The 22,367-nt window shown below is 37.1% G+C and carries 19 protein-coding genes; 1 reads left to right on the top strand and 18 read right to left on the bottom strand.

The window, feature by feature from the left end; translation table 11 throughout:
- Positions 1-157: 157 nt before the first annotated feature.
- The 18 genes from IC621_RS15885 to IC621_RS15800 form a co-directional block, all read right to left on the bottom strand.
- Positions 158-1,273: a muconate cycloisomerase family protein gene (locus tag IC621_RS15885; protein WP_191159315.1), complete on the bottom strand. Its 1,116-nt coding sequence runs from the start codon at positions 1,271-1,273 to the stop codon at positions 158-160.
- Positions 1,270-1,926 (bottom strand): 3-oxoacid CoA-transferase subunit B, encoded by a 657-nt coding sequence (locus tag IC621_RS15880; protein ID WP_191159314.1) that lies wholly within the window; start codon positions 1,924-1,926, stop codon positions 1,270-1,272. The genes IC621_RS15885 and IC621_RS15880 overlap by 4 nt, the downstream gene beginning before the upstream one ends.
- Positions 1,916-2,605, bottom strand: a complete 690-nt coding sequence (locus IC621_RS15875; RefSeq protein ID WP_191159313.1) for a CoA transferase subunit A — start codon at positions 2,603-2,605, stop codon at positions 1,916-1,918. The genes IC621_RS15880 and IC621_RS15875 overlap by 11 nt, the downstream gene beginning before the upstream one ends.
- Before the next feature lie 86 nt (positions 2,606-2,691).
- Positions 2,692-2,859: an aspartyl-phosphate phosphatase Spo0E family protein gene (locus IC621_RS15870; protein WP_191159312.1), complete on the bottom strand. Its 168-nt coding sequence runs from the start codon at positions 2,857-2,859 to the stop codon at positions 2,692-2,694.
- Positions 2,860-2,941: 82 nt separating this feature from the next.
- On the bottom strand, positions 2,942-3,652 hold the full coding sequence (locus IC621_RS15865; RefSeq protein WP_191159311.1) for a carboxymuconolactone decarboxylase family protein: 711 nt from the start codon (positions 3,650-3,652) through the stop codon (positions 2,942-2,944).
- Positions 3,653-3,728: 76 nt separating this feature from the next.
- A complete protein-coding gene (locus tag IC621_RS15860) occupies positions 3,729-4,562 on the bottom strand; it encodes an alpha/beta fold hydrolase (RefSeq protein ID WP_191159310.1) in 834 nt (277 codons plus the stop codon).
- 325 nt (positions 4,563-4,887) lie between these two features.
- Positions 4,888-5,715: a dioxygenase family protein gene (locus IC621_RS15855; protein ID WP_191159309.1), complete on the bottom strand. Its 828-nt coding sequence runs from the start codon at positions 5,713-5,715 to the stop codon at positions 4,888-4,890.
- Positions 5,716-5,802: 87 nt separating this feature from the next.
- Positions 5,803-6,057: a ferredoxin gene (locus IC621_RS15850; RefSeq protein ID WP_191159308.1), complete on the bottom strand. Its 255-nt coding sequence runs from the start codon at positions 6,055-6,057 to the stop codon at positions 5,803-5,805.
- 19 nt (positions 6,058-6,076) lie between these two features.
- Positions 6,077-7,507, bottom strand: coding sequence for an amidase (locus IC621_RS15845; RefSeq protein WP_191159307.1), 1,431 nt, complete (start codon positions 7,505-7,507; stop codon positions 6,077-6,079).
- A 313-nt stretch (positions 7,508-7,820) separates the two neighbouring features.
- On the bottom strand, positions 7,821-9,104 hold the full coding sequence (locus IC621_RS15840) for a Rieske 2Fe-2S domain-containing protein (RefSeq protein ID WP_191159306.1): 1,284 nt from the start codon (positions 9,102-9,104) through the stop codon (positions 7,821-7,823).
- A gap of 315 nt (positions 9,105-9,419) precedes the next feature.
- Positions 9,420-10,658 carry a dipeptidase gene (locus IC621_RS15835; RefSeq protein WP_191159305.1) on the bottom strand — a complete coding sequence of 413 codons (1,239 nt, stop codon included), beginning with the start codon at positions 10,656-10,658 and terminating at the stop codon, positions 9,420-9,422.
- 34 nt (positions 10,659-10,692) lie between these two features.
- The gene (locus IC621_RS15830) at positions 10,693-12,069 is read right to left on the bottom strand and encodes a hypothetical protein (protein ID WP_191159304.1); all 1,377 of its coding nucleotides are present in this window, start codon (positions 12,067-12,069) and stop codon (positions 10,693-10,695) included.
- Between the two features lie 288 nt (positions 12,070-12,357).
- Entirely contained in the window at positions 12,358-13,905 is a 1,548-nt protein-coding gene (locus IC621_RS15825) for an AbgT family transporter (protein ID WP_191159303.1), read from the bottom strand.
- Positions 13,906-14,051: 146 nt separating this feature from the next.
- Positions 14,052-15,449 (bottom strand): M20 family metallopeptidase, encoded by a 1,398-nt coding sequence (locus IC621_RS15820; protein WP_191159302.1) that lies wholly within the window; start codon positions 15,447-15,449, stop codon positions 14,052-14,054.
- Positions 15,450-15,577: 128 nt separating this feature from the next.
- Positions 15,578-16,783, bottom strand: coding sequence for a CaiB/BaiF CoA transferase family protein (locus IC621_RS15815; RefSeq protein WP_191159301.1), 1,206 nt, complete (start codon positions 16,781-16,783; stop codon positions 15,578-15,580).
- Between the two features lie 20 nt (positions 16,784-16,803).
- Positions 16,804-18,132, bottom strand: a complete 1,329-nt coding sequence (locus tag IC621_RS15810; protein WP_191159300.1) for a CaiB/BaiF CoA transferase family protein — start codon at positions 18,130-18,132, stop codon at positions 16,804-16,806.
- Position 18,133: 1 nt separating this feature from the next.
- Positions 18,134-18,586: a Zn-ribbon domain-containing OB-fold protein gene (locus IC621_RS15805; RefSeq protein ID WP_191159299.1), complete on the bottom strand. Its 453-nt coding sequence runs from the start codon at positions 18,584-18,586 to the stop codon at positions 18,134-18,136.
- Positions 18,587-18,624: 38 nt separating this feature from the next.
- A complete protein-coding gene (locus IC621_RS15800) occupies positions 18,625-19,803 on the bottom strand; it encodes a thiolase family protein (protein WP_191159298.1) in 1,179 nt (392 codons plus the stop codon).
- Between the two features lie 291 nt (positions 19,804-20,094).
- Between IC621_RS15800 and IC621_RS15795 the strand changes: the two genes are divergently transcribed.
- Entirely contained in the window at positions 20,095-22,053 is a 1,959-nt protein-coding gene (locus tag IC621_RS15795) for a XylR N-terminal domain-containing protein (protein WP_191159297.1), read from the top strand.
- Positions 22,054-22,367: the final 314 nt, after the last annotated feature.

Here is a 22,367-nt window from a genome sequence, read left to right as displayed (position 1 = left end):
TTGTTGAACTGCTTTTAATACAACAATTATCGCTTGTTGTATTGGTGCTATTTCCTCAATCAATAGATTAATAGCTTTCCTATAATCCTATCCAACGACCATCCCCTTGATGGTATTCACTATTTAGATTGTTGTATTTACGATTAGCTTATATTCATTACATATCTCTTGAATAATGCTTAATTTTTTCTTTATCTATCTCCATACCGAAGCCAGGTCCTTGTGGAATTTTAATCTCAAAATTTCCATATTCTATTTGATTTGCTGTTACGTTATCTTTGAATAATAAGGGACCAAACAGCTCTGTACCAAATGTGATTTCAGGAATTGTCGAGTACAGTTGAGCGCAAATGGCTGTTCCTAATGATGATTCAATCATTGTTCCACCATACATTGGAATTCCGGACGCTTCTGCAATTGCAGCTACTTTTTTAGTTGCAGTAAGGCCACCTGCTTTTGGGACTTTTAGAGCAAACACATCGGCTGCTCCATGCTTTGCAATTTGATAAGCTTCTTGAATGGTTCCAAGTGATTCATCTGCCATGATTGGCACTTTAAATCGCGAGGATAATTTTGACATCCCTTCATTATCCCAACGAACTAATGGCTGTTCAATGAGGTCCACGCCACCATTTTCTAATGCTTCTATACAATACAGAGAAGTGACTTCATCCCAGGCTTGGTTAATATCAACACGAACACTGCCTGCCTCTCCAACTGCTTCTTTAATTTTGATTACGTGTGCAACATTTTTTTTTGGATTACCTTTTCCAATTTTCAATTTGAATATATTATGTCTTTTTGTTTCTAAACAATGTTGGGCCTCTTCAATATCCTTTTCCGTGTCGCCACTTGCTAATGTCCAAGCAACAGGCAATGATGTGTGACACTGTCCTCCAAATAATTCATAACTTGGAATATTCCTTGTTTTGGCTACTAAGTCGACCATTGCGGATTCAACCAGCGCTTTTGCAAAATAATTCCCTTTAACATGTATACCTATCATATGTGTAAGAGCATCAAAGTTAATTGGGTTTTTCCCAATAATTAATGGCTTAATGTATTTTTCAATATTACATTTAATGGCTTCTGGACTTTCTTCAGAGTATGAAGCTCCACCAATTGTTGCAACTTCCCCCCAGCCTTCTAGGTCATCTTCGCTTTTCATACAAGCAATCACAATTGTCTGTGTTACAATCGTATGCATCGCTAAATGGTGAGGTCTAATTGTTGGTAAATCTACTATGTACACATCTAATGAATGTATTTTCACTTAACTCCCTCCTTTATTCGTTCGATAAAGTCGGCTTCTGTCTTTTCTCTCACTTCTTCAAGTGTGACACCTGGCATTAATTCGATTAATTTTAAGTTATTTTCTCCAACTTCAAAGACTGCTAGCTCAGTAATAATCAAGTCTACACTTCTTGTTGATGTAATTGGAAAATTACACTTTTTTAATAACTTACTACTTCCATCTTTCGAAGTATGGGTCGTCGTTACAATGACTTTCTTTGCTCCTACAAGCAAATCCATTGCTCCACCTACCCCCATAATGTTCTTACCTGGAACCGCCCAATTTGCAATTTGCCCTGACTGATCTACCTGTAAAACACCAAGAATTGCCACATCAACGTGTCCTCCACGAATCATCGCAAAAGATTCCGCGCTATTGAAGAATGATGCCCCAATGGTTTCACCAACTGGTAATTTTCCTGCGTTTACTAAGTTGGGATCAATTTGATCTTCCTCAATATCGGTAACACCTAACAACCCATTTTCCGTATGAAAATAGACTTTTTCATCATCAATAAATTTTGCTACTAATGTCGGAATTCCAATCCCAAGATTCACCACACAAGGACCTGTTAGTTCTTTCGCCGCCCGTTTTGCTATTAATTCTTGTATTTGATTTTTTTCACTCGACATCAATAACACCTTCTTTCGTCAAGATTTTTTTTGCTTTAATAACGCCATCGACGAATAAATGTGGTGTTACAATCTCTTCCGGTGACAGTTCTCCGGGTTCAACAATTTCATCTACTTCCGCTATTACTACATCTGCTGCTGTCGCCATAAGCGGATTGAAATTACGAGCCGTTTTGTAATAAACGAGATTACCGAGCGTATCTGCTTTCCAGGCCCTGATCAACGCAACATTTGCTCGTAAAGCCGGCTCAAAAATATATTTAGTTCCGTTAATTTCCCTTTCTTCCTTACCTATTGCTAGTTCTGTTCCTACACCTGTTTTTGTATAATACCCACCGATGCCGGCACCACCAGCACGCATAGATTCAGATAGGGTCCCTTGAGGTAATAGTTCTAATTCAATTTCGCCTCTCTGATAACAATCTCCGACTTCACGATTGCTTGTAAAATAAGATCCAATGGCTTTTTTGATTTTCTTTTGACTTAAGAGAGCACCTAATCCTTTGCCTTTTTCTCCTAAGTTATTACTGATAACTGTTAATCCTTCTACATCTTTTTTTGTTAAACCATCAATTAATGTTAGAGGAGCACCAATTAATCCAAACCCGCCTACCATTAACGTATAACCATTTTTTACACAGGATATTGCTGATTCTATATCTTGATAGAGTTTTAACATGTTTCCATCCTCCAATCGAACTCCTTATTTCTATTGATCTTGTTGACGTTCGATATTGATAATCGAAATTCTGCTTTTGAAAAAAGTTAAAAATCGCATATGATTTTTTGTAACACGATGATTTTTCTATCTAGTTGTTGGCTGATTTGTATTACATTAGGATCAGAAATGCCCTTTTTCTTTGCTAATTGGTACATACTCTGACGATATTCATCTATACACTTCTTTAAAGCTATTACATCCTCTAAAATCATTTGTTTTTTTCCCTTTCTATCATCTACCAAATTTTGCTAATATGAAAAAATGGAAAAATTCATTTATCATTAACCCAACTTTTTATAGTAATGAATCACTTGCTTCAAACCAAGCAGGGATACCCGCAGTTAATAAACTAATAAATCCAACATCAGCTAGTTGATTTTCTGATGCTCCATTTTCTCTTGCTAATTCCATCCATACTTCTCCTTGTTCTCCTTTTAACTCAGTTAGGAATATTCCAACCATTAGAATATGTTTCATCTTTTTTGAAACAACGGAATCACTTAATATATACTCTTTAAGTAACTCTTCATCTCCTGATCTAACATGATTCAATACATTTGTTGCAAAGGAAGTGTCCTCATCCCCTAAAAGTTTAATCATATGAAGAAGAAGTTCTTCAGTTGTATGTTCGTCCTCACTAACTTCCTGAACTTCAATGCCTTTTAGTGATAGTGCATATTCTAACGACTTTAACCCTACTTTTAATGTCTGTACCCCGTTATACAAGTACGGAACAATGAGATATTCAACAAGCTCTGGTAACGTTGCTCCACCATCTATGGCCCCTTTTGTGTGGTAAACCATACTTCTCTCATACAATCTTGCTGCATTCATTCCTACTAGTAAAATATCTTTCTCTTTTCTTGTTAATGCCCCTTCTTGCATAATGTCACTGCGTAAACTTGTGTAGTGATCAAGCGCATTTGGGCTATAATTGTACATTTTTTGAACCCAATCTGGAACAACATCATAAACTTCCTTAAAATACGATAATCCTTTACTCAATCGTCAACACCCTATTCATATTAATTGTAGATTACTCTTTTCTAAAAACGTTCGCTGATGTCCTCGTTTAGTTTTCTTATAATCGTGCTAAGAATGTGCTGATCGCTTGATTAATCTCCGCTCTATTTTCAAAAACCATCGTATAATGATTGCAATTCGAAACAATCGTTTCGATATTAGCTGTATATTTTTTCGTATCATCAAAAGCATCCTCTAAAAATAAAGGTGGAAACGGTCCAATACTACCCTTAGCATAAACTAACAAAGTATTACACTTAATTTTTGAGCATATTGATTCGGGATGAAAGAAATAAAAGCTTTCAAAATCCTCTAATATGTTCTTTTCTGTGGATTTGTGTTCCCACTTGTCTCCAACTTTTTGAATTTCGTATTCTGCTATATTTTGTAAAATCGATGTCCACTCGACTCCTAATCGATGATAAATTTCTTTAATTTCTTGCACATAATTTTCTTTGGAGTCATATGTTTTACTTAGTCTTCCCAACGATGGTTTTACAATGTCACGTTGGTGATCAGACATTCTTGCTGCACCATCCAATAATACTAACCCTTTCACCGTTTCCAATTTACTTGCAACAATCGAGGCAATAAAAGCTCCCATAGAATGCCCAATTAAAATCGGATTTTCAACTTTTAGTTCTGTTATTAAATCTATGACATCCTGGGCGTGTTTAAAGATAGAGGTGCTTTCATCAGTCTCAGAACTATCTCCTCTTCCCCTTAAATCAATAGCAATAAATCGGTATTCACTTTTTAATACTGCTGCATAATAATGCATATTTTTGTGTGTCCCTGTTAAACCATGAATCGCAATGATCGTTCCCTTTTTCCCTGGATAATCTGCGATTTTAAAATGTCGATCATTCATTTCTTTCGTATACATTTGCATAAACTAAACTCCTTTATTAACAGGCCCTTAGTGACCACCCTTTTAAGACTGTTTTCATAAATGTTGTTGCTATTTAACCGAATCAATCAATCTCGAGGATAATAGCATCTCGTGAAGTGAGAGAATATGAGACTAGAGATAATCTCCTATACTTAGATTATCTCTATAGTTAAAGCATTTCTTAGAAAAGGACCTTTTATAAAAAAGATTGATCAACTACAAGGTTTACTCGGTTTGATCAATCTTTTAATAATCAACTTAATCTTTTTTACAGAAAGCGATTACACTTTGGTTTGATTTTCTACTAATTAATCTATATTTATTTTCAACGATTGTAATCTAACTGTTTGATAAGATGAGGTGTATCTTGAAGTCTCAATTCAAAATCTAAATGTGCTGTATAATATGGTTTATTTAATCCTTTCTCCATCATGACATTAGGGTCTTCTTGTTTTTCAAGTTTTGTTATTAATGTCCCTCTTACACCCTGTGCCACGTCATTTTCCAAATACGGATCACCTTCAAAATAAATTTGTGTAACTAATTTATCTCCATTTTCAGGTTTCAAAAGCAAGTGAAGATGTGCTGGTCGATTAGCATGATGGTTAATCCACTTTAAAAATTGGCCGGAAGGTCCATCTGCTGGAATGGAATAATTTCCAGGAACTCTCGTTTGAACTTCAAAATTCCCATTTTCATCTGTATAGAACACACATCGAAGATTGCCATTAGGAATTCCTTCAGCAAAGTGAGAGTACTCGCCGTTTGCATCAGCTTGCCACATATCAATCTTTGTATTGGCTAATGGATTGCCATCTACATCTTTTACTGAACCACTAAAAAAGAGAACGTCTCCTGGTTCATCTTGTCTTTGTGGCATGACTCCTGGATTTTGAATCTCGGGTGCTTTTTCAATATAATAAGGGCCTAAAATCGTTGGTTCTGTTCCTTTTACGTTCTTATACATCTCTTGAAGAGCATGAGTTTCAAAAAACACATCCATAAACAATGGAATTTCCCCTGATTTACCTAATTGATCCATCCAATTGACTAAATTCTGGTAATCGTCATGATCAATTTCATGTTCACTAATCAATTCTTTAAACTTGACTACTAATCCGTGATAAACATCGATAACTTTTTGATTTTTCATTCTGATCTCCCCCTAGTAATTAATCGCTTTATAAATTAAAGCAATATTTTTTATCCATACATTCGGTATTCAATAAATATGGAATGTTTAAATGGCTTCTTCGTATTTTAAGGCATTTCCATTAAAAGGAGCTTCAGAAATTTTGATCGATTCTGTCGGACATCCTTCATGTGCTTCTTCCAAAGAATCATATAAATCTTCAGGCACTTGGGCTGTGCCCTCATTTTGGTCGAGAATAACATATGAAATCCCTTCATCATCATAATCAAATATTTCAGGTGCAGCTGCTCCACAAGCACCGCAGGCAATACATGTTTCCTTATCAACAATTGTATATTTCATCGTAATCCCCTCTCATCGTTCAAGAATTTCTTACAACACTTGCATTCGTATAAACTTGATTATTTTTCAATGCCTGAACCCATTTCTCCGATTTTTCGTAGCAATCACCAATTTGAAGGACCCTTTGATCAGAGAAAGGTTTTCCAATAAACTGAAGTCCAACAGGTAGATTTTCTGAGGTAAAACCACAAGCAACGGATAAGGAAGGAAAGCCTAAAATATTCGCTAATGGCGTTTTACCAAGTGTAAACATATTGCTGATCGCCATTTCCGGAACCATCGTACCGATTTCAAATGGCGGCTGAACATTCGTTGGTCCAACTAATGCGTCAATCCCTTTCATTTGGTTGATCGTTTCCCTGACAAATTGATCTCTCTTGCGCTGAGCACGAAGGTATCCAGTTGCGGAAACATCACTTCCGAATTCAAAGCGGTACTTCAAATCATCACCGTATACATGTCCAAATTTTTTCAATAAAGGTTCGTGAAAAGAAACAACCTCTGATTGGGCAATCGCCTTCAAGGCATTTAAGGCCTGATCAATTCCCGGTATATCAATTGGCACAATTTCTGCACCAAGTGATTCTAAGTGACGGAAGGCTTGTTTAATCACCCGTTTAACCTCATGATCAATACCGGAAAACATATATGGCTCATAGAACCCAAGCTTTACCCCTTTTAAGCCGTTTAATGACTCATCAAACGATACAGGGACATTTCTTTTTACGAATACCCGATCCTTCTGATCATATCCTTTCATTACTTCAAGCATAGTCGCCGCGTCCTTTACCGTTCTTGTCATCGGACCAACATGATCCAAAGACCAGCTGAACGGAAGACACCCGGTTCTGCTAACTAATCCATAGGTTGGTTTGAAACCGACCGTACCACACATAGCCGCTGGAAGACGAATGGACCCGGCCGTATCGGTACCAACCGCTCCAAAAGCCATGCCTGTTGCAGTAGCAACTGCTGACCCTCCGCTTGAGCCGCCTGGAATTCTTGTTACATTCCATGGGTTCCTTGTGCTTCCAAAATGAGGATTTTCTGTCGTCGCTCCCATGGCAAATTCATGTAAGTTGGCTTTTCCGATAATAATAGCACCGGCCTCTCTAAGCCTTTTAACGGCTGCTGCATCTTCGTCAGGTATCCAGCCTTCAAAAATTTTGGAGCCGCTGGTCGTTTGAACACCCTTTGTTTGTAAAATATCCTTTACCGCAATCGGAATTCCGTGTAAAGGTCCCCTTACATGATTGTTCACAATCTCTGCTTCCAGTTGCTTCGCCTGAGCCAGTGCTTCTTCTTCAATAACGGTAATAAAAGCATTCAATCTTGGGTCATGCTCATGAATCTGATTAAGGGTCATTTGCGTTAATTCAACTGGTGACAGCTGTTTATTTTTAATAGCTTTGCATGCTGTTTCAATCGTTTCAAAAAGAAATTTATTCATGGCTTGTTCTCTCATAATCTTCAAGATTAAAAGTATAGGCCGGTTCTAACGTGACTAATTCCATTTCCTCATCATCTAAAATAGTGCGCAAATATTCTTCTATTGTCATTCGATCCCTGCTTTCGCTATGAAATTCTGACTTTATTGAAAGCGCTGTTAAATTATTTTTGTGAGGTACATGCGGTGCGATTTACTTCCGAGAAGCGGTTCTTTGACTGGCGTAAAGAAGGTTCTCTTCAGCAAAACGCCCCACTTTATCTATATCAATATTGAACTTCATATAATCTATTAAAAAGAAATGCTATACCCTCTCTCATTTCGACTTTACTTCAAACTCCTTGGTTTTAAACTGAGACTGTAAAGGAAATGCCTCCTGCCAGGATTTTTGGTTGCTGTCATAAAGTCCGGCACTGTACAGATTTTTCAGCGAATCATTCACTAATGTAAAGTTTTCTTTTCCGTCTTGGAACGCTTTTACTTGTTGAAGCAATAAGCGGCGCATATGAATGATTGGCAAATCACTTGTTCCAAGATGCTCTTTGGAGCGGTCGACAATCGGCCCCATTGTTTCGGTTGCTGCATGATCCTGATTGGCGATTCCCCGAATTCCGGTGAAGTTTCCTGTCTTTTGCAGCTCACGGTCTTGAGCATAATCATTTTCTATGCTAATTTGTTTCTTGAAATGTTCATCCAACTTTAGTCCGCGGCGGTCATGATTGGCCTGTACATCAATCGGGCGGTTATGGGAAAATTGGACATCCCAGGACCAAGTACTGTAGTCATCCCTAGGGATGAATGCATGCCACATTCCATCCTCTCCTTCAAACCTTGGCGGGAATGTATAGAACGGAAAAATATAGTGGATCTCCATAAAGGCATTATCTGTTTCGTTTCCAATTCCTACTGCGATACAGCGTTTCCCATAATTCGTATCCTCTACATCCTGTTTAACGGGCGGATTCCTAACAAGCGGGTGGTTCGGATCAATTCCTAAATCTGTACTTAAGATTCCTTCTCCCACTTCTTGTTTCCCTAGTGCTTTATGAAGAAACGCAGCATGTACATAATCGAGGTCATTTTCCATAACTTGTGCATAGTTGCATTCCTGCCAAACCCGTTCTGACATCATATTTTCAACCGGCAGTCCCATCCAATAAAACTCAGGGAATTCCGGCTGTTTTTCCTCCGGACCCATGTAGGTCCAAATGATTCCTTTCACTTCTTTAACCGGATAATTTTTAATCTTGATCGTCTTTCTAAACTTTGGGTCCCCCTCTTCTGATGGAATCTCCGTACAGTCCCCGTTCGTATCAAATTTCCAACCGTGATACATACAGCGAATCCCGCACCCATCATTAATTCCATAATATAGAGAAGTACCGCGGTGCGGACAAGCCTCCTCAATCAAGCCAATCTTGCCTTCAGTATCACGAAAAGCGATTAAATCTTCACCAAGCAATCTTACTCGCTGCGGCTTCCCATCACTTTTTAATTCATCTGATTTTAATGCCGGAATCCAATATAAACGAAACAATTCACCCATCGGTGTCCCTGGTCCGGTACGTGTTAATAAGTGATTATCTTGTTTTGATAACATATAATCTACTCCTCTTTTATAATATTTTTTGGAAAATTCTAATTTATAGTTACATATTAATAAATCATATTGAATCAAACAATTTAGTTTTAGGTCGGAAAATTCGCCTTTTACAACCGAAACGTACAGTAGTTAATTTCCATACAAGTTTAACAACCTTTTACATTTTGAATGAAATCATTGAATGCATTATGTACGGGACTAAAGGTATTCATTTAACTATCTTATATAACAAAAAAAGAACATCTCTATTTAATAGAAATGTTCCTGTTTATCATCGTTTTTCATTTATTTTTTTCATTCACAGTTTCCGCACTAATCGCAAAACGGTAAAATTTCCTCTAATACCCGCAGTGCATTACCACCAATGATCTTTTGGATATCTTGAATGTTATAGTCACGTGTAATCATCCATTTCATCATATTTTTCATTGCTTCGGTCGGGTTTTCTAAACCTTTAACATACGATGATTCTTCATAATTTTCTCCATGTGATTCACTAAGGGACAGCATGTCATCAAATGCATGCTGCAATCCTACATGATCTCCGAAAAATGTATCAGGTCCAAGTCCAACGTGATCAACTCCAACTAGTTCAATTAAATATTCTAAATGCTCCATAACTGCTTCAATAGTATGTTCATTTGGATTTTTTGATGAAAGGGTAGTATTGGGAGCTGCGCAAACCCCAATTATACCACCTTTATCTGCACAAGCCTTTAATACCTCATCAGATTTCATTCTTGGTGAGTTCCAGACAGCACGCGCACCTGCATGAGTAATAAAAACAGGTGCTTCACTTGCCTCTATCACATCCAAACTTGTCTGATCTCCGCAATGGGAAATGTCAATGACCATCCCCAAGCGATTCATTCTTTCAACGACTCTGTGGCCGAATTTCGTTAACCCACTGTCACTTTTTTCTATCAGACCTGAACCTAATGTATTGGCTTCATTATAGGTAATGCCCATACATCGTATCCCAAACCCATATAAAACATCTACTCGGTCCACTTCATTCTCTAAAATACTTGCCGCCTCTAATGAAGGTAGAATTGCAATTCGATTAGTCTTTTTTGCATCTAGTAAATCCTGATAGTCTTTGGCAATAAAAACTGTATTTTGTTTGGCGATATCACAATATCGGATTCCCAATGTTAAAATAACATCATCCCACTTTAATCCATTTGAAGAGGTCAAAATGGAGATTCCATCCATAAAGTTTTCGAATAGTACATCTACTCCTGATAAGGCTAGTCCTTTATAATCGTAGGCTGTATGAAGCTGCCGGCAATAAGGAATAATATCTTCTTGGTTCTTAGGCACCACAAAACCATGATCTCTAAGGGATACTATGGGATAGGATTTCAATACCGTTTCAAAAATCCTTTCCTGGTCTTCTCTTAGTTTTATTTTCTCTGTCTGCCGATATTTTTCTGACTGCGGAAGCTGATAGGGTTTATAATGTTTTCCTGGAATTAAGTATTTAAAGGATTGGTATCCATCAAAATTTTTTCCAATTCTACTTTTCACTTCACTTTTTTGCGGTGTCATAACATTTTCTACCTCCTAAGAATTTTTAATAGGATCATAAGAGAAAATAACCAATAGATATGCCAACGGCTCCGAAAAATAAGGAAAAAGGCAAATTATTTAACGTAATCCGGTATGGGTTTTGCTGGGTTGCTACAGAAGTCATAGTAACCGTAACCCCATAAGCTCCGACTGTTGCAGTAGCCAGTGCACTTGTGATCACCACGATCCCAATACTAATGGGATTGATCATCCCATATAAAGGCTGGATCACTTCAAATAAAACACCGATCGTGGCAATGGCATGTACTCCGATTAATCCGCCCAGTAAAAAAACAACTTGAATAAAAATTAAAATCACTATGGGATTATCACTAAAAGCAAGAAACGGTTGTTTTATAACATCATGAAATGAAGTCTCACTTAAACTGTTGGAAAATAGCGAAAGGGAAAGAAACAAGACAACAAAATTTTGCATTTTGTTGGTACGTTCCCGCCAATTCTTCCAAGCAATTACCTTAAAACCTTTCCATCTCTTCAATAATATTGCCCAACATAGAGAAAATACTGGAATCACAATTGCTACGGATATAATAAAACTTAGTTGTAACAGGCTCCCGGTCAGCACAACAACGATTAAAAAAATAGCTAAGGCCATTACTAATTTTATAATTTGAATTGTCATTTTCTTGACATCTATATTCTGAATTACACCTTCATCGTGTTCAACATTTATCGAACTAAAACTTCTTTTCCCCATTATCCAATCAAGTGAAATGACAATAAAGGAACAGAGTAACAACCATGGCAATAGGGATAAATAACTGATACCTGTTGAATCCACAGTTATGGCTACAATAATTTCCGTCGGACTCCAAATTAATGCGACAGCTAATGCTCTAAGTGTCGTCTTACTAATAAAGATTTTCCTTATTTTTTGCGGGATCTTTTGTAAGCTAGATTGCAATACTTCTTGCGATAATGTTAAGGCAGATATACTAATAAATCCTGTTAATAGATAGGTAGTCATCGAACTCCTGATGTATAAATTTCCCAAATTATCCACTTTCCCTTTCATTAATTCATTGAGTCTTCGGTCGAATCTACCTGCATGTACAACACTTGTCATCAAAGGAAGAACGGTTAACAAAGAAAGTAGTGACATGTTTGAAGACATATACATCGGAAGATAAACAAAAGGAAGACTAGCATATATATAAAATAGGAGTCCCGTAAAACTAAAAATGAGACATAAAATTTTAAATAGCTTACTTGCTCCTTTGAAAGAGATAAATACAAGAATAATAGCCATTACTCCGATGAAGTATTGAATGATTTCATTGGGGAAAAAAATTGTAAATAGATAAAACGAAAAAGTCAGTGCATATAGAATATACAAATGACTATACACCCAGGAAGAAAATGTACCCATGGTTGTTAAACTCCTTTATTTTCAAAAATGCCTGCTTAACAAAACTAGAACGTGAAAAACACATACTTTTTCTATTAAATGGTTAATGAGCTGGCTATTTATCAACTCATTAACCGAATGATATATATTTCCTTCACCCAAATACTTCTTTAAAACTTTACTCACTTGACACATCGAATAGTCTTAGCCGCTATAAACGCTAATTACACAAAACATAAATTTGACTTCGATATTTTTTGAATTTTGGGAAAATTTTTATTATAAAAATCCCCTACCCTCTTTCTCTCATTATAAGTGAGCACCTACTCCAGGTCCGAATGGAATACCCAGAAAATAAAAGATTAACAATAAAACGATCCAACTGCCCAAGAAGATAAGAGAATAAGGCATTAATAGAGACATTAAGGTTCCAATTCCCGCCTTTTTATCATATTGTTTTAAGAATCCTAAGACAATAACAAAAGCAGCACTTAGTGGGGTAATAATATTAAATGAGGAGTCAGCAATTCTATATGCTGCTTGTATAAATGCCGGATGATAGCCCAACTCCATAAACATTGGGATAAAGATCGGTGCTTCTAATGCCCATTTTGCGGAACCACTAGTAATAAAAAACTCCATAAATGCTGTCAATATAGTATAGAGTATGATAACCGGTATGCCTGTGAAATCCAACTCTACTAATAAATCGGCACCATTTACAGCCAGCCATGTACCAATATTTGTCCAATTAAAGAAGGAAATAAATTGTGATATTGAAAAAACTAGCACAATATATCCGCCCATATCCTTCATAGATTCAGTCATAAGATTAGTCATATCTTTAGAGCTTTTGATTTTCCCAATTGTTATGCCAAAGGCACACCCAATGGTAATAAAAAACATTAACAGAATAGGTACTATACTATCGAGAAACGGCGATGGAATTAATCCGCCATTCTCATTTTTCATTGGAGAATTTGGCCAAAACACCAAAGTACCTAGTATTATAATATAAACTGCACCGGCTATTACTGCATTTCGTAAGGCTTCCCCTGCTTTAGGATGCTCCTTGTTATTCTCCTTAAGAACATAATCTCCAGAATATTCTCCAAGTCTTGGTTCAATTAACTTATCCGTTATTAAAGTACCTATAATTGTTAGCATTACTACAGAAACAATACCAAAGTACCAATTATCTACTGGTGTCACGATTAATTTATCATCTATTGCTCTAACAGCTTCTGTCGTTATTCCAGCCAATAATGCATCTGTTCCAACAACTAATAGATTAGCCGTGAATCCTGCCCCTAAGCTTGCAAAGCTTGCAACCAATCCTACTATAGGATTACGCCCAATTGAATAAAAAACCATTGCCGCCAAGGGAGGAATAACAACTGATGCCGCTTCTGATGCTATATTAGAATTAATTGCAACAAAAACGATCGAAATTGTAATTAGTTTTTTGGGTGCACTTAAAATGGTTTTGCGTATGGCTGTTTCAAACAGACCCACCTTTTCCGCCAGACCAATTCCAAGCATAACAACTAATACGAGCCCTAACGGCGAAAAACCAGTAAAGTTATCAAGCATCGATCCAAAAATAAACTGGATTCCTTCCCCTGAAACAAGGCTCTTAATTGGTAATTCCTCCCCGGAGCCTGGGTGTACGACACTTGATCCAAGACTATTTAGGAACCACGAAAGTAAAATAACAATTACTGATAAGTATACAAATAACATAAAGGGGTCAGGAAGTTTATTTCCTAATCGCTCAGTAATATTTAGAAATTTCGTAAACCAACCATTTTTATGTTCTAATTCAGGCTTTCCATTTTTTAATTTTATTTCTCCCATATAAGTACTCCTTTTTTTGATTTATGTAGGGTGACGAAGTCTCCAAACCGTCTCGCTAAACTAAATGATTCCCCAACCTTAAAAAGAAAGTCCTATTGATTTTGAAGTCATTTTCCTTCAATTACTGCTACACGAATGAGAAGAAATTATTTTCTGATTGGGAGTGGTTTTGCATAAGATGGGATCAAGGACACATAATTATTCCCAGCTGTTCGTTGTTTTAATTCATTCTTAGCTTTTTCAATTAATTCTGGTCTAAGAATGGCATCAACAGCGGAAGCTGCCATTACTTTACCAGCCAATAGCATTCCTTTGTGAGCAATGGAGGATTTCCCTTGTGTAACAAGCTGCCAAGAATGGATTGGAGTTCCAAAGGCAAATGAGCTCGTATAAACTTGTCCTGTTGGTACATTCCAGCTAACATCCCCTACATCTGTTGAGGCTGGTAGGAAATCTGCTTCCTCTAAAAAAGGTTGGATTTCATTCGAAATAATTGTATTATCATGGATACGCACATTTTCCTTTTGCGGCTCTGAAAAACTATTTTGTATAGACTGTGCAAACTTCAACTCTTCCTCTGTATAACCTGGTACTCCAATGTTTTTAAAATTTTCGTATAACAGTGAGGCTAATGTGACATTAGGAATTAAATCTGCAGAAGAGCCATCAACTTCTAGATCCATTTCTGTTTCTGTCATTAAAGATGCCCCTTTGGCTATATTTGTGACTCTTTCGACTATCTCCTTCACCTGGTTCACTTTAGGAGCACGTATTTTGTATAGTACTTCAGCTTCTGCTTGAACAATATTGGGAGCAAAACCACCGGTATTTGTTATGGCATAGTGAACTCTTGCTTCTGGAATAATATGCTCTCTTAAATAATTAACTCCTACATTCATTAACTCCACAGCATCTAAAGCACTTCTGCCCAAGTGCGGCGCAAAAGAAGCATGGTTACTTATCCCTTTGAATTTATAGTAGATTTGGGTGGTTGCTAACATCGTAGCATTATAAGCTATATTTTGATCATATGGATGCCAAGTAAAAGCAATATCTACATCTTTAAAAAGCCCCTCTCTTACCATATAGGCCTTTCCACCCCCTCCTTCCTCAGCGGGACAACCGTAGTAACGAATGGTAGCCTCTATTCCTTTTTTCTCTATATAATGGCGAACTGCAATGGCTGCGGCTAAAGAACCAACACCTAAAAGATGGTGGCCACATCCATGACCATTTCCTCCTTTACTAATTTCCTTCTTAATCGAAGTTCCTGCTTCTTGACTCAAATTAGGTAAGGCATCAAATTCACCAAGTATAGCAATGGTTGGTCCCCCACTTCCATAGGTCCCTATAAATGCTGTTTTAATATTCCCAGCTTCCCGCTCAACTTTAAACCCTTCTTCCTCCAATGCTTTACAAAGTAACTCTGCTGATTGAAACTCTTCATAACGCGTTTCACAAAATCCCCATATTTGATTACTAACTTCCAAAAGTCTCTCTTTCTTTTCCTCAATTATTCCTGACAAATATTCATGATTTTTCATATTATACTGGCCCTCCAAAACATATTAAAATTTCAAATGGTATTTAAAACTTATATAATCTAAGACAGTTAACTAAAAATATCCTCTAAAATCCACAATGCATTGCCGCCAATGATCTTATGAATCTGCTAGTTGGACAGTTTCGTGTTCAAACTGTGCAGGACCTCGTCATTATGCTCCCCTAACAACGGAGGTCTTTTTTTAATATTCCAAGGAGTTTCATAGAACTTATATGGTGCGCCTGGATAAGTAAGCGATTCATTTAACTCAGGGTGATACACAGATGCAAAGACATTTCGATCCTCATTTAAATGTTTATCATGAATCATATCTTCCGGTGCACGAACCGGTGCCCAAGGAAGGCCGATACTTTGTGCAGTATGATAAATATATTCTGACTCAAATTGATTACAAAAACGCTCTAATACATCTGTTACATGCTCCATTCGTTCAGCACGAAACTTATCATTTGTATATCTTTCGTCTCCCAAGTCTTCTTCCAGCTGATGGGATGACAACCAAGACACTAAACTCTTCCATCTTTTTACATCTAAATAAGTATTTAAAACCAGAATATATTTTCCATCCTTACATTTGAGATTCCAACGCACTGAGCGGTTCGGAAGGGCGTGCCGGCCAGTTTGACGTATGACATGCTCTTTTTGATAAATCCAATAAGGTAGAGACATCTCAGTAGAGACAGTGACACAATCATGTACAGAAATATCAATATATTGACCTTGACTTTTAAAATCGCGATAAAGCAATGCGCTTACAATTCCCATAGCTGCAAAATACCCTGTAAGATGGAATGATTGCCCGCCAGTCGGAGCGATTGGAGGAGCGTCAGGAATATCATCGTACCCCGTGGCAGCCATAATTCCACCCAACGCTAATTGGGCAATATCCGATGATTGATAGTTACTCCATGGTCCATCCTGGCCAAAAGGAGTAACAGAACAATAGACTAGTCCAGGAAATTTCCTTGACAACGTATCATAATCCAAGCCCCATTCTTTCATTTGACCCGGTTTATTTCCTTCCAGAATGACATCTGCATCATCCAGTAAAGATAGTATTTTTTCTTGACCTTCTTTTGTATCGATATCTAAAGTAATCGATTTTTTAGAAGTATTGTAATTCCAAAAATATAAGCTTCCATTTTTATCAGGAATATCTTTGTAAAATGGACCTATATTTCTTGACGGTGCGCCCTCACTCGGTTCCACCTTGATCACCTGAGCGCCCATATCTGCTAGTAGTTTTCCAGCAAATTGAGTCAATTGATCTCCTATCTCTAGTATCGTAATCCCTTTTAAAGCGACCTTTTTCATCAAAGTTCACTCCTTCTCTTTTACCATAATGGTCTAACTGCTTTAAACGAATCTTTTGGCATATCCAATGGCCAGAAAACACCATTACGATTCAGTAATTCTATTTCCTCTTCTGAATAATCTAGTATTTCTTTTAATACAAAATCATTATCTTCTCCCATTAAAGGCGCTGGTTTACGAATAGATGGGGATGTTTGAGACATTTTAATAGGAATACCTTCTACTAATCTTTCACCTAGTAGTGGATGTTTAATCTTTTCAAACAGACCTCTGAATCTTAATTGAGGATCATTTTCTACAATATCCTCATTTTGTTGAACTGCCACAGCAACAATGCCGTATTGCTGCAATGCTTCCATTACTTCATATTTATGAAATCTGATTGTATACTCTTCGATATGTTGGTCTAGTTCACCCTGATGTTGGATACGACCTTTTAGGTTGGTGAATTTCGGATCATTTCCCCATTCAGGCTGACCGATCGCAGCTTTAAATCTTTCCCACTCATCATCAGAGTAAATAGCTATGACACAATAGTCATTCGCATCCTCACCCGCACAACGGTATGTATTTTGCGGACAAGCAATCGGACCTCTAAAGTCTGATTTCCTTTCATCAGTAGAAAGAATAGAACGATTACCAGTTGGAAAATCTGGTCTGTTTGAAGGACGGGCATTGACAAAATAATCTAATACATTTGTACCGACCAAAGGCAATGCTGTTTCCACCTGAGAAATATCGATATATTGGCCTTCCCCTGTACGTTTCTTATAGAGTAATGCCGTTAAAACAGAATATGCACCTGTATATCCGGCAACAATATCTAAAATCGAATAACCCCATCCACTTGGATGTGTATCTGGTAAGCCGGAAATATAGGTCATGCCGGATAAAGCTGCTGCTGTCGGACCCCATGTCCCATAATTTTTTTGTCTTCCGGTATGACCTAATCCGGAAATACTCATATAAATAATGCCTTCATTCAGTTCTTTTAAGCTGCTGTAATCTAGACCCCATTTTTCAAAAACACCAGCACTAAAGTTTTCAGTAACGATATCCGATTTTTTAATCAACTCTTTAATGATATTCATACCTTCAGCTGATTTGATATTAACGGTAAAGCTTTTCTTACCAACATTTAAACTATTAAAAAACGCACCGTTATCTAAGCCAGGCTCATCATCCTTTGCATACATGGAAAACCGCATCATATCAGGTGTCTTTGGCCATTCTACTTTAATTACCTCTGCTCCCATTGCTGCTAGAATTCTAGTTGTATTTGAACCAGAAACACTCCATGTAAAATCAAGAACCCTAATCCCAGTTAAAAGATCATGTTGGATGTTCATGTTAATTCCCTCCATTCACAGGCTTCCAGTGAACCAAGGTAACTTCATCATCGACCTTTTCAAAAACCGCTTCCATTTCCATACCTACTTTGACTTTGGTAGGATCCATGTCAACTGTATTTCCAAGAAATCTTACGCCGTCTCCCACATCAACTGCAACAAGAGCATATGGAACACGCTCTTTAAAGTATGGATAAAATGCTCGATGTACAATATTAAAAGTGTAAACAACGCCACTTGTACCTGCTTCAACCCATCTTATTTCGGAACCAGGTTCATGCGGAGATAAAAATCTCGGCGGCCATATTTTCTTTCCGGTAGCCGTACATTCCTGAACAAAAAGTTTTCCTTCTCTTGTTCCTTCCCAAAAAGGTTTATATAAATCCCAATCACGTGACCAATCGGAATCTCTATTTGGCAATGGTCTGATTACCTGCATTTCTACTTGATTCATATTTTTAGCCCCTCTTTCATTTCATTTTTACATGACAATTAATTGTGTAAAATGGCAATGGACCCATCACCCATATCGCCATATCCCGTCACTAACCCTATTTTTGCATCCTGTACCTGAGCGATTCCTGATTCGCCTCTTAATTGATGTACGCCTTCTACCACATGATTAATTCCTACAATATGTGCCTGCGATAATAAGCCGCCGTGTGTATTAATTGGCAATTGTCCACCATACGTTATTCTTCCATTTTTAACAAAATCAGGTGCCTCTCCTCTTTCACAAAAACCCATTTCCTCAATTTGTCGTAATACGATAAACGTAAAACAATCATAGATTTCAGCAAAATCTATCTCATCCCTTGATATTCCAGCCATTTCAAATGCTCTTGGTGCAGCATATTTAATACCCATGTCCAATATATCCGAGCGGGTTGGCATATCATCAGGTTGATTCGGATGTCCTTCGGCAATACCGGCAATATAGATAGGCTTTTTGAAACGGTGGGCATTGCGTTTTGATGTTACAATCACTGCACCAGCCCCATCTATCTCTAAAGAACAATCGAATAGCCTAAATGGGGTGACCAGCATTGGGGAATTTTGATAGTCTTCCTCGGTCATAGCCCTCCCCTTCATATAGGCTTTACTATTATTGTGGGCATGTTCCCGGCACGTCATGGCCACAATTTGCATGCCAATTGGGTCTGGGTTATATTCATAAAACCAGCGATTAGCATGAAGAGAGAAATATTGCATTGGAACCATTACACCATATGGATATTCCATATTATCGCGATACTCTGGATTTGGCATAATCGTATTATTATAGTCTAGTATTCTAGGATCAGTTCCGCCTAATCTTGGTCCTGAATAACCTTTTTGACCGGTGGCTACCACAACGTATTCTGCTACACCATGTTCGACAGCAAGAGCAGCTTGTTGTATCGCTGCAATCGCACTTGCTCCACCCATTTCACTTCTACCACTGAATTTAAGTTCTTTAATTCCTAAACCAGCAACCAAATCTTCACACCGGACATTATATCTCCATGGATTAATAACACCATCTATTTCAGAAGGATGAATTCCGGCATCTTTACAAGCGTTCACAGCTGCTTCCGTTAATAATTGTGTTAATGACTTATCTGTACCCCTTACAAAGTCCGTTTCACCTACTCCGACAATACACACTTGATCACTTAATGAACGTCTCATCTTCATTCCCCTTTGCTTTTAAATGAACAGCTTACAATTGACCATTGTGGAATCCATTGGATCTCGTGAAAGCACAGATAACAATTTCCACCTTTCCATTTGTAAAACTATTTTGAAAACTTAATTATATATACATGTTATTAATATTAGGCATAGGAAACAATTTACTTATCGGTCGGAAAAATCTATATTTACAACCGAAACGTATAGTTCTTGTTTTTAAAAATCCATTCTAATCTGATATTATAGTAATTAACAATTCACAATCTATTCTTTTTTGGAGGTTGCAAAATGGCTATAAAAGCAAACACGAATACCTTAGGCGATTTATTTAGTATGAACCCCAAGAAGGATGATTTTCTACAGTCTCATCGAATGTTTATATCAAGTGCTGATGCTTGGGGAACGTTAATCAAAGATCTAGTTTTAGCTCTTGGAATTGAAAGGGCCAAACGCTTTCTATTACGGTATGGATATCAGTGCGGCAGGCATGAAGCCTTGATGTTAAAGGATATGTTTAATTGGGAAAATAAAAAGGAATGGATCATGGCAGGGGTCAAGATGCATAGCCTTTTCGGACGAACATCATCTGTTCCTATTAAAGTTCATATTGATACAGAGAGCCAAGAATTCGACGTGGAAGGGTATTGGAATCAATCTTATGAAGCCAAACAATATTTGCAGCACTTCCCTATTCATTCTGAGCCTGTTTGTTATTTTCTTGAAGGGTATGCGAGCGGTTACTGCAGTACCTCATTAGGCAAAAAAGTTGTATTTAAAGAGGTTGAATGTATCGGGAAGGGTGATCCACATTGTCATTTCATTGGAAAAACACTTGATCTATGGGGAGATGAAATTTCACCTGAATTGGTTGATTATGAACGAGAAGATATCAGGGATGAACTAGATCAAGCACATAAACGAATTGAAAGACAGAGTGAAATTTTAAAAAAGGGGAATTTGTTAAGTAACCAATTGACGCAAATTGTCTTACAGGGGAATGGACTTGACTCAATTGCCCAGATACTTGGACGCAGCTTGAAATGTGGCATTGTTATTTCCAACAAGGATTTTGAAACCCTGTCAGAATATGGGGATATACAGTATTATTCCTTAAAAAACATCATCGAGAACAAGGAAAAACTTGACTTATCAGACCAGGATAAAATTAATGAAATGCTAAAACAGCGAACCACTACTATACAACTAAATCTTTTAAAGGAACTAGGTTTTTCCCATTATCCGTTAATTACACCGATCATCGTACAAAACCGTGTGTATGGTTATATTTCAATCATTAAAAACTCAAAAGAAATGGAAGAACTAGAGTCTTCTTTTGCTGAGCGAGCAGCAAATATTTGTGCACTTCATATTCTAAATGAAAAAACCGCCATTGATACAGAGCAGCGAATGAAAGGAGAACTATTACACGAGGTATTGCTGAAGCCAAATTTAGATTCTAACATCACGAAAAAACTATCTTATCTAGGCTACAGAATCAACAAACCACATTATGTGTTTATTTTTAACTTACAAAATCAATCCTATGATTTTCAAAACGATGAATTTGTAAATGATGAAAAGGAAGTGATTATGAACAGCCTTCGAAAATATTCATTTTCTATTGCAGGAGAAAATATATTGATCTCACACTCTTTTGGACAGATTCAAGCGCTTGTTTCCGTGGATTTATTAAAGGCTTGCAATATGAGCGAAGAGAAATTCGGAATATCCATATTAAAAGAAGTGAAGAGGAAATTTCCTTCAGCACAACTGCTCATTGGAATAAGCAATATATGTCCAAGTATTCATAGAACTCACGAAGGTTACAAACAAGCTAAAAAAGCATTAGAAATCGCTCAAATCAATAAGAAACAGCAAGTGTTCTTATTCTCGACAATTGGCCATATCTCCATTTTATTAGATGCAAGAAATCCTCAGGAATTGGATAATTATGCCAATAGCGTTTTAGGTCCTATCTATGACTATGACCTTCAGAAATCATCTGGGCTATTAAAAACGATTTATTTTTATTTAAATAATGAATGTAATTTGCATAAAACCGCTCGGATCCTTAACTTATCAATTGGCGGCATGCGCTATCGCCTTACCAATTTAAAAGAACGATTTAACATTGATATGATGAATTCTACAACTAGACGAGAAGTACAAATGGCTTTAGACATATACGTAGCGTTTGGCAAACTGACTGCCCTCCTTTTAAATCAGGACGAAGAAAGTTTTGAATAATGTTTCCTCCTAGTTCATTCTTAAAAAAAGATCTCTTAAAACGACAAAACTTTATACATTTGCATTGAGCTTCCTCTCTTATCAACCTTTCTGTTTGATTGAAGAAGGAGATCCCTTCCTCAAGACAACTTTGTTTGAAGGTTAAAAAACAAATTTAGCTTTTAAGATTTTTGATTTCCACATCCAAAAAGGCATGCTCGAATTGAGAACCACGGTAATATGGTCAAGACCCCAAAAAGTGGAGATGTAAAAAAACCGGAGCTGTTTCTAAAAGGAAATGGCTCCCTTTTTATTCATTAAGTTTTTGATCGTTC

The organism is Metabacillus arenae (assembly GCF_014773385.1).
GTDB classification, from domain to species: domain Bacteria; phylum Bacillota; class Bacilli; order Bacillales; family Bacillaceae; genus Metabacillus_D; species Metabacillus_D arenae.
The sequence above is the reverse complement of the archived record's forward strand: the minus strand, read 5'-3'. Positions and strand labels throughout refer to the sequence as shown.

Coding starts and splice junctions, on each gene's coding strand:
- IC621_RS15880 (WP_191159314.1), bottom strand. CDS start 1,926: ATGTCGAGTGAAAAAAATCAAATACAAGAATTAATAGCAAAACGGGCG.
- IC621_RS15875 (WP_191159313.1), bottom strand. CDS start 2,605: ATGTTAAAACTCTATCAAGATATAGAATCAGCAATATCCTGTGTAAAA.
- IC621_RS15870 (WP_191159312.1), bottom strand. CDS start 2,859: ATGATTTTAGAGGATGTAATAGCTTTAAAGAAGTGTATAGATGAATAT.
- IC621_RS15860 (WP_191159310.1), bottom strand. CDS start 4,562: ATGCAAATGTATACGAAAGAAATGAATGATCGACATTTTAAAATCGCA.
- IC621_RS15855 (WP_191159309.1), bottom strand. CDS start 5,715: ATGAAAAATCAAAAAGTTATCGATGTTTATCACGGATTAGTAGTCAAG.
- IC621_RS15850 (WP_191159308.1), bottom strand. CDS start 6,057: ATGAAATATACAATTGTTGATAAGGAAACATGTATTGCCTGCGGTGCT.
- IC621_RS15845 (WP_191159307.1), bottom strand. CDS start 7,507: ATGAATAAATTTCTTTTTGAAACGATTGAAACAGCATGCAAAGCTATT.
- IC621_RS15840 (WP_191159306.1), bottom strand. CDS start 9,104: ATGTTATCAAAACAAGATAATCACTTATTAACACGTACCGGACCAGGG.
- IC621_RS15835 (WP_191159305.1), bottom strand. CDS start 10,658: ATGACACCGCAAAAAAGTGAAGTGAAAAGTAGAATTGGAAAAAATTTT.
- IC621_RS15830 (WP_191159304.1), bottom strand. CDS start 12,069: ATGGGTACATTTTCTTCCTGGGTGTATAGTCATTTGTATATTCTATAT.
- IC621_RS15825 (WP_191159303.1), bottom strand. CDS start 13,905: ATGGGAGAAATAAAATTAAAAAATGGAAAGCCTGAATTAGAACATAAA.
- IC621_RS15820 (WP_191159302.1), bottom strand. CDS start 15,449: ATGAAAAATCATGAATATTTGTCAGGAATAATTGAGGAAAAGAAAGAG.
- IC621_RS15815 (WP_191159301.1), bottom strand. CDS start 16,783: ATGAAAAAGGTCGCTTTAAAAGGGATTACGATACTAGAGATAGGAGAT.
- IC621_RS15810 (WP_191159300.1), bottom strand. CDS start 18,132: ATGAACATCCAACATGATCTTTTAACTGGGATTAGGGTTCTTGATTTT.
- IC621_RS15805 (WP_191159299.1), bottom strand. CDS start 18,586: ATGAATCAAGTAGAAATGCAGGTAATCAGACCATTGCCAAATAGAGAT.
- IC621_RS15800 (WP_191159298.1), bottom strand. CDS start 19,803: ATGAGACGTTCATTAAGTGATCAAGTGTGTATTGTCGGAGTAGGTGAA.
- IC621_RS15795 (WP_191159297.1), top strand. CDS start 20,095: ATGGCTATAAAAGCAAACACGAATACCTTAGGCGATTTATTTAGTATG.